The organism is Streptomyces hazeniae, assembly GCF_031845485.1.
GTDB classification, from domain to species: Bacteria; Actinomycetota; Actinomycetes; order Streptomycetales; family Streptomycetaceae; genus Streptomyces; species Streptomyces hazeniae.
In genome coordinates, this window is record NZ_JAVREQ010000011.1 from 24,044 (window position 1) to 40,771 (window position 16,728).

General features: G+C 71.6%; 18 protein-coding genes. 6 read left to right on the forward strand and 12 right to left on the reverse strand.

What is annotated here, in order from left to right; all coding sequences use genetic code 11:
- Genes RM572_RS13910 through RM572_RS13920 form a run of 3 tightly spaced genes read right to left on the reverse strand, consistent with a single transcriptional unit; the run spans position 1 to position 1,542 of the window.
- Positions 1-606, reverse strand: a complete 606-nt coding sequence (locus RM572_RS13910) for an RNA polymerase sigma factor (RefSeq protein ID WP_311673644.1) — start codon at positions 604-606, stop codon at positions 1-3.
- Positions 607-646: 40 nt separating this feature from the next.
- Complete coding sequence (locus tag RM572_RS13915; protein ID WP_311673645.1) at positions 647-1,222, reverse strand: TetR/AcrR family transcriptional regulator; 576 nt, start codon at positions 1,220-1,222, stop codon at positions 647-649.
- Positions 1,222-1,542 carry a DMT family transporter gene (locus RM572_RS13920; protein WP_311673646.1) on the reverse strand — a complete coding sequence of 107 codons (321 nt, stop codon included), beginning with the start codon at positions 1,540-1,542 and terminating at the stop codon, positions 1,222-1,224. The genes RM572_RS13915 and RM572_RS13920 overlap by 1 nt, the downstream gene beginning before the upstream one ends.
- A 103-nt stretch (positions 1,543-1,645) precedes the next feature.
- Here RM572_RS13920 and RM572_RS13925 point away from each other — a divergent pair, with 103 nt between their 5' ends.
- Positions 1,646-2,689 carry a hypothetical protein gene (locus RM572_RS13925; protein ID WP_311673647.1) on the forward strand — a complete coding sequence of 348 codons (1,044 nt, stop codon included), beginning with the start codon at positions 1,646-1,648 and terminating at the stop codon, positions 2,687-2,689.
- 95 nt (positions 2,690-2,784) lie between these two features.
- On the opposite strand, the gene RM572_RS13930 is transcribed toward RM572_RS13925, so the two are convergent.
- From RM572_RS13930 to RM572_RS13965, 8 genes are all read right to left on the reverse strand, one after another.
- Positions 2,785-3,114 carry a metal-sulfur cluster assembly factor gene (locus RM572_RS13930; RefSeq protein ID WP_027762399.1) on the reverse strand — a complete coding sequence of 110 codons (330 nt, stop codon included), beginning with the start codon at positions 3,112-3,114 and terminating at the stop codon, positions 2,785-2,787.
- Positions 3,111-3,605, reverse strand: coding sequence for a Fe-S cluster assembly sulfur transfer protein SufU (gene sufU / locus RM572_RS13935; protein ID WP_311673648.1), 495 nt, complete (start codon positions 3,603-3,605; stop codon positions 3,111-3,113). Before sufU ends, RM572_RS13930 begins: the two co-directional genes overlap by 4 nt.
- A 27-nt stretch (positions 3,606-3,632) precedes the next feature.
- On the reverse strand, positions 3,633-4,889 hold the full coding sequence (locus RM572_RS13940) for a cysteine desulfurase (protein ID WP_311673649.1): 1,257 nt from the start codon (positions 4,887-4,889) through the stop codon (positions 3,633-3,635).
- Positions 4,890-4,894: 5 nt separating this feature from the next.
- Positions 4,895-5,650, reverse strand: a complete 756-nt coding sequence (gene sufC, locus RM572_RS13945; RefSeq protein WP_136184707.1) for a Fe-S cluster assembly ATPase SufC — start codon at positions 5,648-5,650, stop codon at positions 4,895-4,897.
- A gap of 7 nt (positions 5,651-5,657) precedes the next feature.
- Positions 5,658-5,999, reverse strand: a complete 342-nt coding sequence (locus RM572_RS13950; RefSeq protein WP_027762403.1) for a non-heme iron oxygenase ferredoxin subunit — start codon at positions 5,997-5,999, stop codon at positions 5,658-5,660.
- Positions 5,996-7,177: a Fe-S cluster assembly protein SufD gene (gene sufD, locus RM572_RS13955; protein WP_311673650.1), complete on the reverse strand. Its 1,182-nt coding sequence runs from the start codon at positions 7,175-7,177 to the stop codon at positions 5,996-5,998. The genes RM572_RS13950 and sufD overlap by 4 nt, the downstream gene beginning before the upstream one ends.
- A 99-nt stretch (positions 7,178-7,276) precedes the next feature.
- Complete coding sequence (sufB, locus tag RM572_RS13960; RefSeq protein WP_027762405.1) at positions 7,277-8,698, reverse strand: Fe-S cluster assembly protein SufB; 1,422 nt, start codon at positions 8,696-8,698, stop codon at positions 7,277-7,279.
- Positions 8,695-9,552: a helix-turn-helix transcriptional regulator gene (locus tag RM572_RS13965; protein WP_394813605.1), complete on the reverse strand. Its 858-nt coding sequence runs from the start codon at positions 9,550-9,552 to the stop codon at positions 8,695-8,697. Before RM572_RS13965 ends, sufB begins: the two co-directional genes overlap by 4 nt.
- Before the next feature lie 156 nt (positions 9,553-9,708).
- Here RM572_RS13965 and RM572_RS13970 point away from each other — a divergent pair, with 156 nt between their 5' ends.
- The 4 genes from RM572_RS13970 to RM572_RS13985 all read left to right on the forward strand — a co-directional run bounded on the left by RM572_RS13970 (position 9,709) and on the right by RM572_RS13985 (position 13,185).
- Entirely contained in the window at positions 9,709-10,632 is a 924-nt protein-coding gene (locus RM572_RS13970; protein WP_027762407.1) for an ABC transporter ATP-binding protein, read from the forward strand.
- Between the two features lie 158 nt (positions 10,633-10,790).
- Positions 10,791-11,525, forward strand: a complete 735-nt coding sequence (locus RM572_RS13975) for an ABC transporter permease (RefSeq protein ID WP_311673759.1) — start codon at positions 10,791-10,793, stop codon at positions 11,523-11,525.
- An 84-nt stretch (positions 11,526-11,609) separates the two neighbouring features.
- A complete protein-coding gene (locus tag RM572_RS13980) occupies positions 11,610-12,608 on the forward strand; it encodes a COX15/CtaA family protein (RefSeq protein ID WP_311673651.1) in 999 nt (332 codons plus the stop codon).
- A 166-nt stretch (positions 12,609-12,774) separates the two neighbouring features.
- Complete coding sequence (locus tag RM572_RS13985) at positions 12,775-13,185, forward strand: hypothetical protein (RefSeq protein ID WP_311673652.1); 411 nt, start codon at positions 12,775-12,777, stop codon at positions 13,183-13,185.
- A 159-nt stretch (positions 13,186-13,344) separates the two neighbouring features.
- On the opposite strand, the gene RM572_RS13990 is transcribed toward RM572_RS13985, so the two are convergent.
- Positions 13,345-14,283 carry a heme o synthase gene (locus RM572_RS13990; RefSeq protein ID WP_027762410.1) on the reverse strand — a complete coding sequence of 313 codons (939 nt, stop codon included), beginning with the start codon at positions 14,281-14,283 and terminating at the stop codon, positions 13,345-13,347.
- Positions 14,284-14,628: 345 nt separating this feature from the next.
- On the opposite strand from RM572_RS13990, the gene tkt reads away from it, so the two are divergent.
- The gene (tkt, locus tag RM572_RS13995) at positions 14,629-16,704 is read left to right on the forward strand and encodes a transketolase (protein WP_311673653.1); all 2,076 of its coding nucleotides are present in this window, start codon (positions 14,629-14,631) and stop codon (positions 16,702-16,704) included.
- Positions 16,705-16,728 lie beyond the last annotated feature (24 nt).

A 16,728-nucleotide genomic window follows, 5' to 3' on the forward strand; every position in this document is an offset into this window, starting at 1 on the left:
TCACGCCACCTCCGCGGCGTCGGTGACGATCGTGGGGTCGCCGCCCAGAGCGGTGCGCACCTTGCGGCGGGCGCGGTTGAGCCGGGAACGGACGGTGCCGACCGGGATGGACAGCGCCTCGGCGACCTCCTGGTAGCTGAGGTCGGCCCAGGCGACGAGCAGCAGCACGTGGCGGTCGCGGTCGGCCAGGGTGGCGAGTGCGGCGGCCAGCGGCCGGTGGGCGGCCTGCGCGGTGACGCGGCTGTCCACGCGGTCGGACCAGGACTCGGCCACCGGGTCGATGCCCGTACGGGCCAGCGCCCGCAGCGCGCGCAGCTCGGTGCGACGGTGCTTGCCGATGAGGTTGGCGGCGATGCCGTAGAGCCAGGGCCGGGCACTGGACCGGTCGGTGTCGAACCGGGTGCGGTGACGGAACGCGGCCAGGAAGGTGTCCGCGGTGATGTCGTCGGCCACGGCGTCGCCGAGGCGCCTGGCGGCGTAGCGGTGGATGTCGGCGGCGTGGCGGTCGTAGAGCCGTGCGAAGACCTCCGGTCTCTCCCGGGATTCCCGGATGAGCGCCGCGTCGTCCGCGGTCGTCTCGTACGGCGTCGGTGGATCGTGGGTCACTGGACGGTCCCCCGTCGGGTCGGCGGCTTACTGCCCCTTGTCACCCGCTCGGGGAGGAGGAGTTCACGCCCGCGCCGGCCAGCGGCGCGAGGAGGGTGCGGAGTTCGGCGTGGTCGGGGGTGCGGCCGGTGAGGAGGAGCTGGAGGGTGAGTCCGTCGGTGAGGGCGGCCAGAGCGCGGGCGGTGGCGTCGTCGGGGGTGCGGCGGCGCAGGATGGCGGCGAGGCCGTCGACGCACTCGGCGGCCACCGGCTGGACGGCGTCGTGCCGGAGTGCGGCGAGGTACAACTCGTACTCCAGACGGGTGCGGGCCCGGCCGCCGGTCAGCGACTCCTGGACGAGGCGGGCGAGTTCACCGGCGAGCGGGGCGTCGGCGGGCAGGGCCCGTTCCCAGGCGGCGACGTCGGCCAGCCACCGGTCGCCGACCCGGCGCAGGGCGGCGACCAGCAGGTCCTCGCGGGAGGCGAAGTGGTACGTGGTGGAGCCGAGGGGCACGTCCGCCTCGGCGGCGACCCGCCGGTGGCTGAGCCCGGCGATGCCGTGAGCGTCGACGACGCGGATGGCGGCGTCCACCATCCGCGTGCGCCGTTCGGGGTCGTGGCGGCGGGTGGGGGCCATCAGTGGGCTCCGCCGAGGTTGAGGACGACGACTCCGGCGATCACCAGGAGCAGACCGATGATCTTCGTTGCGGTGACGGCCTCGCCGATGAAGACCATGCCGATGGCGGCGACGGCGGCCGTGCCGAGTCCGGCCCAGATGGCGTAGGCGGTGCCCACCGACATGGTCTTGAGTGTCTGGGCGAGGAGGAAGAACGCGATCAGGTAGCCGGCGGTGGTGCCGAGGGACGGCCACAGGCGGGTGAAGCCGTCGCTGTACTTCATCGCGGTGGTGCCCAGGACTTCGGCCAGGATCGCCCCGGCAAGCGTCGCGTAAACCATGTGTACGAGCGTACACATCTCCCTGCTCCCGAGCACCTGCCATGAACACGCCATTCGTCCTACGCTGGTCTCCTCCGTGCCGTGGACCGAAGGAGTACCGAACGTGCGAAGAACCGTCGGCAGAGTGCGGGCCCTCGGCCTGGTGGCGGCCGCCGCGACGGCCGCCACCCTGTTGTCCCCGACCGCCGCCGCCGCGCCCGCCCCCGGCGCGCCGAACGACGACCCCGCCTTCGTGCAGGTGGCGGTGAACAACGTGGAGAACCTGCCGACCGTGGGGCTCCAGTGCCCCGGCGACTGGCAGGACCTGGTCTACTACCTCGACCGGATGCCCTACCGTCCCGACCTGTTCCTCGTGCAGCAGATCAGCGGACGGCAGCAGCTCAACGACTACACCGCGCGGCTGTCCTCCCAGCTCGGCGAGGAGTACCGGGCCGTGATCGCGGAGAACTCCCCCAAGGCCATGAACAGCCCGTGCGGGACGCCGAAGAAGTACCAGACCAACGCGGTCGTCTACCGGGCCGCGCGCTTCTCCCTGGAGAGCGACCCGGACGCCTCGGTGAAGCGCTGGCAGGCGCAGTCCGACCTCGGCGGCGGCTGCACCAACAACAACCAGGCCCGCACCAAGGCCGTCAAGGTACGGCTGCACGACCGGGTCGCGGGCCGGGACCTCTCCGTCGCCTCGCTCCACTGGCCGACGGCGGCCCACGGCGGGAAACCCTGCACGGAGAGCAACGCCCGGGAGGCCGTCACCGAGATCCGCGAGGACGGCTTCGGCGGGGACCTGCTGATCCTCGGCGGCGACACCAACAGCACCGGCCTGACGTCGGCGGACAACTGGCGTTCCTGGTACGCGAGCACCAACGGCGACCTCGGCGGCTCGTACGGCTACCGGGACGCCCTCTACGCGGACTGCGCCGCCTCGGGCGGGGTGAAGGACTGCCTGAAGGACGAGTGGACGCTGTCCTCCGGCCGCCGCATCGACTTCCTGCTGGCCCGGCGCGGCTCCGGGGGTCTGCCCGCGGTCACCGCGGCCGACACCGTGGAGTGGAACGACGGCGACCAGGCCGACCAGGACGCCACCGGCAGCGACCGGGCGGACCGGCACTACTCCGACCACCGCGCCGTGACGGCCCGCATCCACTACTGACACGACGGACACCACCCCACGCGCGACGCCGCCCGTGCCCCGCAGCGGACTGCGGGGCACGGGCGGCGTCGGTCACCCGCGGACGGGCGGTGGTGTCACACGTTGAAGCCGAGGGCGCGGAGCTGCTCGCGGCCCTCGTCGGTGATCTTGTCCGGGCCCCACGGCGGCATCCAGACCCAGTTGATCTTCAGCTCGTTGACAATGCCGTCGGTCGCGGAGCGGGCCTGGTCCTCGATGACGTCGGTCAGCGGACAGGCCGCCGAGGTGAGCGTCATGTCGAGGGTGGCGACGTTGGAGTCGTCGATGTGGATGCCGTAGATGAGGCCGAGGTTGACGACGTCGATGCCCAGCTCGGGGTCGACCACGTCGTAGAGCGCCTCGCGGACCTCGTCCTCGCTCGCCGGCTTGGTGGTGGTCTCGGTCATGAGGTCTTCTCCGTCTTCTCCGTCGACTGCTCGGCGCCGTCCATCACGGACTCGCCCAGCGCCTGGACGGTGGCGTCCTTCCAGGCCATCCAGCTCAGCAGCGCGCACTTCACGCGCGCCGGGTACTTGGAGACGCCCGCGAACGCGACCGCGTCCTCGAGGACGTCCTCCATGGCGTCGTCCGGCTCCAGCTTGCCACGGGACTGCATCAGCTCCAGGAAGGTCTCCTGGATGCGCCGCGCCCGGTCCAGCTCCTTGCCGACCAGCAGCTCGTTGAGCACCGAGGCGCTGGCCTGGCTGATGGAGCAGCCCTGGCCCTCGTAGCTGACGTCGGCGAGGGTGGAGCCCTCGTACCGCACCCGCAGGGTGATCTCGTCACCGCACGTCGGATTGACGTGGTGCACCTCGGCGTCGCCGTCGCGCAGGCCACGCCCGTGCGGGTTCTTGTAGTGATCCAGGATCACTTCCTGGTACATCGAGTCGAGCTTCACGCCTCGTCCTTACCTTGCCCGTGGTCCTCAGCCGAAGAAGTTCCGTACGTGCTCCAGGCCGTCCACCAGGGTGTCGACCTCGGCCGGCGTGGAGTACAGGTAGAACGACGCCCGCGTGGTCGCAGGAATTCCGTACCGCAGGCAGACCGGACGGGCGCAGTGGTGGCCGACCCGGACGGCGATGCCCTGCTCGTCCAGCACCTGCCCGACGTCGTGCGGGTGGATGTCGCCCAGCGTGAACGAGATCGCCGCGCCCCGGTCCTCGGCCGTGACCGGGCCGATGATCCGCAGGTCGGGGACCTCCTGGAGCCGCTTGACGGCGTACTCGGTGAGCGCGTGCTCGTGCGCGGCGATCCGGTCCATGCCGATGGCCGACAGGTAGTCCACGGCCGCGCCGAGGCCGACGGCCTGCGCGATCGGGGGCGTGCCGGCCTCGAACTTGTGCGGCGCGGGCGCGTACGTGGAGGAGTTCATCGAGACGGTCTCGATCATCTCCCCGCCGCCGAGGAACGGCGGCAGGTCGTCCAGCAGGCCCTGCCGGCCCCAGAGCACGCCGATGCCGGTGGGGCCGCACATCTTGTGCCCGGTGAAGGCGACGAAGTCGGCCTGCAGCGCCTGCACGTCCAGCGGCATGTGCGGCGCGGCCTGGGAGGCGTCGATCACGACCAGCGCGCCGACCTCCTGCGCCCGGCGGACGATCTCCTCGACCGGGTTGAAGGTGCCCAGGATGTTGGAGACCAGCACGAAGGAGACGACCTTGGTCTTCTCGGTGATGATCTCGTCGATGCGGGACAGGTCGAGACGGCCGTCGTCGGTGAGGCCGAACCACTTCAGCTTCGCGCCGGTGCGCTGCGCCAGCAGCTGCCACGGCACGATGTTGGAGTGGTGCTCCATCTCCGTGATGACGATCTCGGACTCGTCCGAGACGCGGTACGGCTCGTCGGCCCAGCCGAGCATGTTGGCGACGAGGTTGAGCGATTCGGAGGCGTTCTTGGTGAACACCACCTCGTCCCGGCTGGGCGCGTTGACGAAGGCGGCGACCTTGTCGCGGGCGCCCTCGTACAGCGCCGTGGCCTCCTCGGCGAGGACGTGCACACCGCGGTGGACGTTCGCGTTGTGCCGCTCGTTGTAGTCGGCCATCGCGTCCAGGACCTGGCGCGGCTTCTGCGAGGTCGCCGCGTTGTCCAGGTACACGACCTTCCGCCCGTCGTGGACCGTGCGGTCCAGGATGGGGAAGTCCTTGCGGAGCGCCTCGGTGTCGAGGAGGCCCGGCAGCTGCGTCATGTGGCTCAGGCTCCCTTCACGTACGCCTCGTAGCCCTCGGCCTCCAGCTTGTCCGCGAGCTCGGGGCCGCCGGACTCGGCGATCCGGCCCTTGGCGAAGACGTGGACGTGGTCGGGCTTGATGTAACGCAGGATGCGCGTGTAGTGGGTGATCAGCATGGTGCCGACCTCGCCGGACTCGCGGACGCGGTTGACGCCCTCGGAGACGACGCGCAGCGCGTCGACGTCCAGGCCGGAGTCGGTCTCGTCGAGGACCGCGATCCGCGGCTTGAGGAGCTCCAGCTGGAGGATCTCGTGGCGCTTCTTCTCACCGCCGGAGAAGCCCTCGTTGACGTTCCGCTCGGCGAAGGCGGGGTCGATGGAGAGGCGCTCCATGGCCTCCTTGACCTCCTTCACCCAGGTGCGCAGCTTCGGGGCCTCGCCGCGGATGGCGGTGGCGGAGGTGCGCAGGAAGTTGGAGACGGAGACTCCGGGGACCTCGACCGGGTACTGCATGGCGAGGAACAGGCCGGCACGGGCCCGCTCGTCGACGGACATCTCCAGGACGTCCTCGCCGTCGAGCTTCACCGAGCCACCGGTGATCTTGTACTTGGGGTGGCCGGCGAGCGAGTAGGCCAGCGTCGACTTTCCGGAGCCGTTCGGACCCATGATCGCGTGGGTCTCGCCCTGCTTCACGGTCAGGTCGACGCCACGGAGGATCTCCCGCGCACCGTTCTCGGTGTCGACGGAGACGTGCAGGTCGTTGATCTCAAGCGTTGCCATGGGGAACTCAGGACTCCTGGGTGACGGAGACGAGCACAGCCGCGTCGGGGCCGTCTCCTTCGATCTTGACGGGGTAAACGGGGACGGGAACGGTCGCGGGCAGGCCCGAGGGCTTGCCGGTGCGCAGGTCGAACGCGGAGCCGTGCAGCCAGCACTCGATCTGGCAGTCCTCCACCTCGCCCTCGGAGAGCGAGACGTTCGCGTGGGAGCAGACGTCGTGGATCGCGAACACCTCTCCCTCGGTGCGGACCACCGACACGGGCGTGCTGTCGATCTCCACCCGCTTGGGGGTGTCCTCCTCCAGCTCGCCGAGGGTGGCGACGCGCACGAATCCGGATGCGTCACTCATGCGACGGACGCCTCCAGTTCCGCGTCGATCTTCGCGATCAGGCGCTCCTCGAGGTCGGGAAGGCCGATCTGCTGGACCAGCTCGGCGAAGAAGCCGCGCACGACGAGGCGGCGGGCCTCCATCTCCGGGATGCCGCGCGCCATCAGGTAGAACAGCTGCTCGTCCTCGAAGCGGCCGGTGGCCGAGGCGTGGCCGGCGCCGACGATCTCGCCGGTCTCGATCTCCAGGTTCGGCACCGAGTCGACGCGGGCGCCGTCGGTGAGCACCAGGTTCCGGTTGAGCTCGTAGGTGTCGGTGCCCTCGGCGGCCTTGCGGATGAGCACGTCGCCGATCCACACGGCGTGCGCGGACTCGCCCTGCAGCGCGCCCTTGTAGGCGACGTTGCTGCGGCAGTGCGGGCTGTCGTGGTCGACCATCAGGCGGTGTTCCTGGTGCTGGCCGTTGTCGGTGAAGAACACGCCGTACAGCTCGGCCTCGCCGCCGGGACCGGCGTAGTTGACCCGCGGGTGGAGGCGGACGACGTCGCCGCCGAAGGTGACGACGACGGACTTGAAGGAGGCGTCGCGGCCGACCAGCGTGTTGTGCTGCGAGCAGTGGACGGCGGTGTCGTCCCAGTCCTGCACGGAGACCACGGTGAGCTTGGCGCCGTCGCCGAGCACGTACTCGACGTTCGCGGCGCGCACGCCGTCACCGGTGTGGTCGATGACGATCACGGCCTCGGCGAAGGCACCGAGCTCGAAGACGGTGTGCCCGTAGGTGACGCCGCCTTCGCCGTGCAGGTTCACCCGGATCGGCTCCCCGAGCACGGACTCCTTGGGCACGGTGACGACCGTGGCCTTCTCGAAGGAGCTGAACGCCTGGGCCGCGACCCGGTCGACGGGCTTGCCCGCCCGGCCGACGCGGGCGTCGTCCCGGCCGACGGTCTCCACCGTGACGCCGTCGGGCGCGGCGATCTCCGCCTTGAGGGACCCGGAGGCCTCGGCACTGCCGTCGTGCAGCCCGCCCAGCCGCTCGAGCGGGGTGAAGCGCCACTCCTCCTCGCGGCCGTGCGGCACCGGGAAGTCGGCCACGTCGAAGGACGGCTCGGCGCTCATCCGGGTGGCGACGGTCGACTCCGCGGCCACCGCGATACCGCCGGAGGCGGTGGAACCCGCCGGGATGTTCTGACTCTCAGCCATGGCTGTTCGTGCTGCTCTCTTTCTCGGGACGCAGGTCCGTGGTCGGGGTGCGTGCCGCGGCGTCACGCCGCGGCACGCGTGGAGGGACGGGGGACGGCGTCAGCCGACCGCGCCCTCCATCTGCAGCTCGATCAGCCGGTTGAGCTCCAGCGCGTACTCCATGGGCAGCTCCTTGGCGATCGGCTCGACGAAGCCGCGCACGATCATCGCCATCGCCTCGTCCTCGGAGAGACCGCGGCTCATCAGGTAGAAGAGCTGGTCGTCGCTGACCTTGGAGACGGTCGCCTCGTGGCCCATGGTCACGTCGTCCTCGCGGACGTCCACGTAGGGGTAGGTGTCCGAGCGCGAGATGGTGTCGACCAGCAGCGCGTCGCACAACACGTTGGACTTGGAGCCCTCGGCACCCTCACCGATCTCGATCAGGCCGCGGTAGGAGGTGCGGCCGCCGGAGCGGGCCACCGACTTGGAGACGATGTTGGAGGAGGTCCGGGGCGCCATGTGCACCATCTTGGCGCCGGCGTCCTGGTGCTGGCCCTCGCCCGCGAAGGCGACGGACAGCGTCTCGCCCTTGGCGTGCTCGCCCATCAGGTAGACGGCCGGGTACTTCATCGTCACCTTGGAGCCGAGGTTGCCGTCCACCCACTCCATGGTCGCGCCCTCGTAGGCCACGGCGCGCTTGGTGACCAGGTTGTAGACGTTGTTCGACCAGTTCTGGATGGTCGTGTAGCGGCAGCGGCCGCCCTTCTTGACGATGATCTCCACGACGGCGGAGTGCAGCGAGTCCGAGTTGTAGATCGGCGCGGTGCAGCCCTCGACGTAGTGCACGTAGGCGTTCTCGTCGACGATGATCAGCGTCCGCTCGAACTGGCCCATGTTCTCGGTGTTGATCCGGAAGTATGCCTGCAGCGGGATGTCGACGTGGACGCCCGGCGGCACGTAGATGAAGGAGCCGCCGGACCACACGGCGGTGTTCAGCGCGGCGAACTTGTTGTCGCCGGCCGGGATCACGGTGCCGAAGTGCTCCTGGAAGATCTCCGGGTGCTCGCGCAGCGCGGTGTCGGTGTCCAGGAACAGGACGCCCTGCTCCTCCAGGTCCTCACGGATCTGGTGGTAGACGACCTCCGACTCGTACTGCGCGGCGACGCCGGCGACCAGGCGCTGCTTCTCCGCCTCCGGGATGCCGAGCTTGTCGTAGGTGTTCTTGATGTCCTCGGGCAGGTCCTCCCACGAGGTGGCCTGCTTCTCCGTGGACCGCACGAAGTACTTGATGTTGTCGAAGTCGATCCCGGAGAGGTCGGAGCCCCAGTTGGGCATCGGCTTCTTCTCGAACAGCTTCAGGCCCTTGAGCCGCAGCTTCAGCATCCAGTCGGCCTCGTCCTTCTTCGACGAGATGTCGCGGACGACGTCCTCGTTGAGGCCTCGCTTGGCGGCGGCGCCGGCCGAGTCGGAGTCGGCCCAGCCGTACTCGTAGCGGCCCAGGCCCTCGAGCTCGGGGTGGGCGGTCTCCGTGGGGAGAGTCATGCGGGGTTCCTCCCGGCCGTGTTCTCGGCAGATGCTGTGGTGGCTGTGCTGGCTGTGGTGTCGTGCGTGCTGCTGTTGCGGGCGTTCTCTCCGGCCCGGGGGCCGGATCCGGTCTGTGCGGGCTGCGCCCGGGGGACGTAGGTGGTGCACACACCGTCGCCGTGGGCGATGGTGGCCAGACGCTGCACGTGCGTCCCCAGCAGTCGCGAGAAGACCTCGGTCTCCGCCTCGCAGAGCTGCGGGAACCGTTCGGCGGTGTGCGCCACCGGGCAGTGGTGCTGGCAGAGCTGCTCCCCGCTCGCGGCAGGGGCGCTGCGCGCGGTGGCAGCGTACCCGTCCTCGGTCAGGGCTTCTGCCAGTGCTGCGGTGCGCTGCGACGGGGGTGCCTCGTCCAGTGCCGCGCGGTAGCGCTCGGCCTGTGCGGCGACCCGGGCGCGGGCGAAGGCGGCGACGGCCGCCTCTCCTGCCGCTCCCCCGCCCGCCGACTCGGCGATCCAGTGCAACGCCTCGGCGGCGAGCTGGTCGTACGCCTGGTCGAAGGCGTCCCGGCCGGCGTCGGTGAGGGCGAACACCCGGGCCGGACGACCGCGCCCACGGGTGCCGTAGACGCGCTTGGCGCGGGCCTCGACGACCCCCTCGGCCACCAGGTGGTCCAGGTGGCGGCGGACGGCGGCCTGGGTGAGTTCCAGGCGCTGGGCGAGCTCGGCGGCGGTGGACGGGCCGTGGTCCAGGACGGACCTGGCGACCTTGTTCCGGGTGCCGTGCTGCTCGTCGGGGGCGCCGGGCACGGCGGCTCCGCCGGCGGCCGGTCCGGCCGTCGTGCGGGGCTGCTGCGTCTCGCCCGTCTTTTTCACAACGCCATTGTTGCGTAATTCGGCGGAGAGCGGCAAGCGACGCCGTGACCAGCCCGGATGGCGTGCATCACGGAAGGTAAGCCTTACCGAACCTGCGGCCGGGCGTCCCGGACACCCGGCCGCAGGGCCTCCAGAAGGGCTCCCTAGACTCCGGACATGCGCAACGCACCGGCCGTCGAGATCGCGGGCCTGGTCAAGCGGTACGGCGGCCGGACCGCGGTGGACGGGCTCGACCTGACCGTCGCGGCCGGTTCCGTCACCTCCGTCCTGGGACCCAACGGAGCGGGCAAGACGACCACCATCGAGACCTGCGAGGGCTTCCGCCGCCCCGACGCCGGGACCGTACGCGTCCTGGGCCTCGACCCCGTCACCCGTTCGGCGGAGCTGCGGCCCCGGATCGGGGTGATGCTCCAGAGCGGCGGCGTCTACCCGACCGCCCGTGCCGGGGAGATGCTGCGCCACATGGCGGCACTGCACGCCCACCCGCTGGACGTACCGGCGCTCTCCGCCCGGCTCGGCCTGGACGCCTGCGGCCGCACGCCCTACCGGCGGCTCTCCGGCGGCCAGCAGCAGCGCCTCGCGCTGGCGATGGCCGTGGTGGGACGCCCGGAGCTGGTCTTCCTCGACGAGCCGACCGCCGGCCTGGACCCGCAGGCACGCCGCGCGACCTGGGACCTGGTCCGCGAGCTGCGCGCCGACGGCGTCACCGTCGTGCTCAGCACGCACCACATGGACGAGGCGGAGCAGCTCTCCGACAGCGTCGCCGTCGTGGACGGCGGCACGGTCATCGCGCACGGCACGCCGGAGGAGCTGTGCCGCGGCGGCGCCGAGGACAGCCTGCGCTTCACCGGGCGGCCCGGCCTGGACCTCGCCTCCCTGCTCAAGGCGCTGCCCCCGGGCAGCGCGGCGGCCGAACTCAGCCCCGGCGGCTACCGGATCACCGGCACCGTCGACCCGCAGCTGCTGGCCACCGTCACCTCCTGGTGCGCGCAGAACGGCGTCCTGCCGGACGGCATCACGGTGGAGCGGCGCACGCTGGAGGACGTCTTCCTGGAGCTGACGGGGAGGGAGCTGCGGTGACCGGAGCGAAGCGGCACCCCCGACCGGCCGGGGGCCCGGGGGTCGCCCCCGGGAAACAGCAGCCTCGAGCTGACGGGGAGGGAGCTGCGGTGACCGGAGCGACGACGTCCATCGACGGCACGTACCGGCCGCGGCCCGGCGCCGCGCCCGTGCCGCGCATGATCGCCGCGCAGGCGGCGCTGGAGACCCGGATGCTGCTGCGGCACGGCGAGCAGCTGCTGCTCACCGTGGTCATCCCGACGCTGGTGCTGGTGCTGTTCAGCGTCGTGGAGATCGTGGACGTGCCGGTGGCGACCGCCGGGGGCGAGGGCGCCCGTGTGGACTTCCTCGCCCCGGGCGTGCTGGCTCTGGCCGTGCTCTCCACCGCCTTCACCGGGCAGGCGATCTCCACCGGCTTCGAGCGGCGCTACGGCGTACTGAAGCGTCTCGGCGCGTCGCCCCTGCCCCGCTGGGCGCTGATGGCGGCCAAGACCTGCGCGGTGCTGGTGACCGAGCTGCTCCAGGTGCTGCTGCTGACCGCCGTGGCGTTCGGGCTGGGCTGGTCGCCGCAGGGCGGCTGGCTCGCCGCGGTGCTGCTGCTCGTCGCCGGTACGGCCGCGTTCTCCGGGCTGGGGCTGCTGATGGCGGGCACGCTGCGCGCCGAGGCCACGCTCGCGGGAGCGAACCTGCTCTTCATCCTGCTGCTGGTCGGCGGCGGCGTGATCGTGCCCCTGTCGCGCTTCCCCGGTCCGGTGCAGGCCGTGCTGGAGCTGCTGCCGGTGTCGGCCCTCTCGGACGGGCTGCGGCAGGTGCTCCAGCACGGCGCCGGCCTGCCCTGGGCCGACCTCGGCGTGCTCGCGGTGTGGGCCGTCGTGGGACTCGGAGCGGCGGCCCGCTTCTTCCGCTGGGAGTAGCCCTCCGCCGCCGCCCGCTCCGGTGGCCCGGCCTTCCGGTACCCCTTGTGAAGGCGGGCACAAGCCCGGGCCTACGATGGGCGGGTGCCGAAACTGCTCGAACTGGTACGCAATCCCGTCGCGTACGTCGCCGCCCGCTGGACCCCGTCGCAGCGGATGCTCCAACGCGCCACGCTCGCGCCCGTCGTGATGAGCGTGGTCATCGTGGTCACCGGCGGGGCGGTGCGGCTGACCGGCTCCGGGCTGGGCTGCGACACCTGGCCGATGTGCAGCGACGAGAGCCTGGTCGCCACGCCCGAGATGGGGCTGCACGGCGCCCTCGAGTTCGGCAACCGGATGCTGACCTACGTGCTCTGCGCCGCCGTCGGCTGGGCCATCGTCGCCGCTCGGGCGGCGAGGCCGCGCCGTCGCGGGCTGAGCCGGCTGGCCTGGTCGCAGTTCTGGATCGTGTTGTCGAACGCCGTGCTGGGCGGCATCACGGTGCTCACCAGGCTCAACCCCTACACGGTCGCCGGGCACTTCGTCGCCGCCACGGCGCTGGTGACGGTGGCGACCGTCACCTGGCTCCGCGCCCGCGAGGGCGACGACCCGCCGCGCCCGCTGGTCGGCAAGCCGGTGAAGCAGCTGGCCTGGCTGGTGGCCTGGGTGTCGGTGGCGCTGATCGTCATGGGCACCGTTGTCACGGGCGCCGGGCCGCACGCCGGGGACAGCAGCGACGTGCCGCGCATGCCGGTCGACTGGGACACCGTCGCCCGCATCCACTCCGCGCTGGCCTGGATCGTGGTCGCGCTGACCCTGGCGATCTGGTTCGTGCTGCGCGCGTTCGACGGCCCGGTCGGCCCGCGCGCCCGGGTGCGCGAGCTGATGATCGTCCTGGTCGCCCAGGGCGCGATCGGCTACGCGCAGTACCTGACGGAGCTGCCCGAGGTGCTGGTGGGGCTGCACATGCTGGGTTCCACGCTGATGTGGATCGCCGTGGTGCGGCTGGTGCTGTCGGTGCGGGAACGGGGGCTGCCGGTGACTCCGCCGACCGTTCCGGCCCCCGCGTCGGCCCCGGACCGCCCCGTCGCCGCAGCGAGTTGAGTCCCCCGCTCCCCCTACGCGCCCCCACTCCCCCGGAAAGCCCCCTCCCGTCGCCGTCGACGCGCAGCGCCACGCCCGCACGCACCGCCCGCCGACGGTGTGGCCTGGGTCTCGCCGGGGCCGGGAGTCGTGACCCGCACGCATACCCGCCGGTAGCATCCGGTCCATGGCAGAGACACAGCATGCCGAGGAACCCGCGGACGGCACGGACGGCACGGAGGACACGACCGCCCCCGCCGACGCCTCGGACCGGAACAGGAGCAGGGGCCGGCAGGAGCGCCGGGTGGCCCGGCTCGCGCACCGCATCAGCGCCTTCGCCGACGCACACGGCGGCGGTGCCGAGGGCCAGATCTCGTACCTGGGACAGCGCGGGGCACGCATCGTCCTCGTCGGCGAGAACGGCGAGTGGGGCGACCTGGTGGCCCCGTCCGTGCAGTTGGCGGAACAGGCGGTCGCGCGCGCGGGCATCACCGTGCACGAGAAGTTCGACGGCACGATGGCGGCCCGGGTGCGCACCGGCCGCTACGAGTGGTCCCGGATGGCCGGCATCCAGCTCGGCGGCCCGTCCAACGACTGAATCCCCGCGGCCCGACCGCCGCAGGAGCATCCCCATGCGACAGGTCCCCGGAAGCGGACGCTTCCGGGGACCTGTCGTGTTCCGGACGGCGCGGCGCCCGACGCGTCGGGCCCGGGTGCGACCCGGCCCGTCGGGCCAGGGCCCGACGGGTCCGGCGGCTCAGCGCAGGAACGGGTCCACGGCGACAGCGACGAAGAGCAGCGACACGTACGTGATCGACCAGTGGAAGAGCCGCATCTCCTTGAGCCGGGCCCCGGTCAGACCGGCCTTGGCGCGGCTCTGCAGGGCGTGCGCCTCCCACAGCCACCAGCCGCCGGCCACCACCGCGACCAGCGGGTAGAACCAGCCGACGTAGCCCAGCGGCCACAGCAGGAGCGACACGCCGACCATCACCCAGCTGTAGAGGACGATCTGCTTCGCCACCACGGTGTTGGTGGCGATCACGGGCAGCATCGGCACGCCGACGCGCGCGTAGTCGTCCTTGACCTTCATCGACAGCGGCCAGTAGTGCGGCGGCGTCCAGAAGAAGATCACGCCGAACAGCACCACGGCCGCCCAGCTGACGTCGTTCGTCACGGCCGACCAGCCGATCAGCACGGGCATGCAGCCGGCGATGCCGCCCCAGACGATGTTCTGGGAGGTGCGGCGCTTGAGCAGCATCGTGTAGACGACGACGTAGAAGAGCAGAGCCCCCAGCGAGAGCGCCGCGGAGAGCCAGTTGACCAGCAGCCCGAACCAGAGCGTGGAGCCGACGGCGAGAGTGAGGCCGAAGACCAGGCCCTCGCGGGGCGAGACCATCCCGGTCACCAGCGGGCGCCGCTCGGTCCGGTGCATCAGGGCGTCGATGTCCCGGTCCAGGTACATGTTGAGCGCGTTGGCGCCGCCCGCGGAGAGGAAGCCGCCCGCGCAGGTGGCGAGCACCAGCGTCAGGTCCGGCACGCCCTGGGCGGCGAGGAACATCACCGGAATGGTGGTGATGAGGAGGAGTTCGATGATGCGCGGCTTGGTGAGGGCGACGAACGCCATGACACGGGCGCCGAACGGGCGGTGGACGGTGCCCTCGAGCACCCCCGCTGGACGGGATTCGACGGCCGTCACGAACACCCCTGATCACGTCAACGAACAAGCGAGCCCGGGCGTCACGGCGACGCACGCGCCCGGCCGGGAAGGGTCCGGGGAGGGCTCGCACCTACCACGCCACTCTAGACGGCGGCCATACCTCGACCGCCCCGGGGGTCCCACGTGTCAGCCGCCCGTCCGCGCCCGGCCGCGCGCCGCGACCGACGGCGCGCAGATGAGACGGGCGCCGAGCACATGAGGTGTGGGATGACCACAGTGCGAGCACCCGGGGGGCGGCGGACCGCACAGCGGTAGTCTCGACAGCGCCCGGTGCACACCGTCCGTCACCGGCCTTTCGACAGGTGAGAGGAGCCCTGACGCAGGGTGAGCGAGAAGCCGACCATGACAGACCTCGAGTGGACCGATCTGGACTCCCGGGCCGTGGACACCGTGCGTGTCCTGGCCATGGACTCCGTGCAGAACGTCGGCCACGGCCACCCGGGCACCGCGATGAGCCTCGCGCCGGCGGCGTACCTGCTCTTCCAGAAGCTGATGCGCCACGACCCGGCCGACGCCGAGTGGACCGGCCGCGACCGCTTCGTGCTGTCGCTGGGCCACTCCAGCCTGACCCTCTACATCCAGCTGTACATGGCGGGCTACGGCCTGGAGATGGACGACCTGAAGTCGTTCCGCACCTGGGGCAGTCTCACGCCGGGCCACCCGGAGTACGGGCACACCCGCGGCGTGGAGACGACCACCGGTCCGCTGGGCCAGGGCGTCGCGAACGCCGTCGGCATGGCGATGGCCTCCCGCTACGAGCGCGGCCTGTTCGACCCGGACACACCGGTCGGCGAATCGCCGTTCGACCACACCGTCTGGTGCTTCGCCAGCGACGGCGACATGCAGGAGGGCATCGTCTCCGAGGCGTCCTCGCTCGCCGGCCACCAGAAGCTCGGCAACCTGGTCCTGATGTGGGACGACAACCACATCTCGATCGAGGGCGACACCTCGGGCGCGGTCTCCGAGGACACCGCGGCCCGCTACGAGGCGTACGGCTGGCACGTGCAGCGCGTGGAGCCGCTGCCCAGCGGTGACCTGGACCCGAAGGCCCTGTACGCGGCGATGAAGGCCGCGCAGGAGGAGACCGAACGGCCGTCGTTCATCGCGGTCCGCTCGATCATCGCCTGGCCCGCGCCGCACGCGCAGAACACCGGCGCCGCGCACGGCTCCGCGCTGGGCGAGGAGGAGGTCGCCGCGACCAAGCGCGTCCTCGGCTTCGACCCGGAGCAGCACTTCCACATCGACGACGAGGTCCTCGGTCACGTCCGCGGCGCGGGCGACCGGGGGCGCGCGTGGCGGGCGGAATGGGACAAGCGGTTCGAGGCCTGGCGCGGCGCCGAACCGGAGCGGGCCGCCGAGTTCGACCGCATCCGCGCCGGCGAACTGCCCGAGGGCTGGGAGCAGAAGCTGCCCACCTTCGAGGCGGGCAAGGACATGGCCACCCGGAAGGCGTCCGGCGCGGTGCTGAAGGCTCTGGGCCCGGTCATCCCCGAGCTGTGGGGCGGCTCCGCCGACCTCGCCGGCTCCAACAACACCACCTTCGCGGAGACCTCGTTCCTGCCGGAGGGCAGCGCGCTGCCGGGCGCCGACCCGTACGGCCGGACGGTGCACTTCGGCATCCGCGAGCACGCCATGGCCGCGGCGATGAACGGCATCGCGCTGCACGGCAACACCCGCATCTACGGCGGCACCTTCCTGGTGTTCTCCGACTACATGCGGAACTCGGTGCGGCTGGCCGCGCTGATGGGCGCGCCGGTCACCTTCGTGTGGACGCACGACTCCATCGGCCTGGGCGAGGACGGTCCCACCCACCAGCCCGTGGAGCACCTGGCGTCGCTGCGCGCCATTCCCGGGCTGAACGTGGTGCGGCCGGCGGACGCGAACGAGACCGCGACCGTGTGGGCGGAGATCCTGCGCCGCCACGCCACCAAGCCCGCCCCGCACGGCCTGGCACTGACCCGGCAGAACGTGCCGACCTTCGACGCCCACCCCGAGGCGGTCCGCGGCGGGTACGTCTTCGCCGAGGCCGAGGGCGGCGCCCCGCAGGTGGTGCTGATCGGCACCGGTTCCGAGGTGCAGATCGCCGTGGAGGCCCGTGAGGAGCTGCAGAAGCAGGGCGTCCCGACCCGGGTCGTCTCGATGCCGTGCGTGGAGTGGTTCCAGGAGCAGGACCGTGCCTACCGCGAGTCGGTGCTGCCGCCCGGCGTCCGGGCCCGTGTCGCCGTGGAGGCGGGCGTCGCCCTGACCTGGTACCCGTTCGTCGGCGACGCCGGCCGGGTGGTCTCGCTGGAGCACTTCGGCGCGTCGGCCGACTACCAGACCCTGTACCGGGAGTACGGCCTCACCGCGGACGCCGTGGTGGGCGCGGCCCGCGAGTCCCTCGAAGCCGCAGCCGGCTGACGACCGCTCGAACCCGACAAGAAC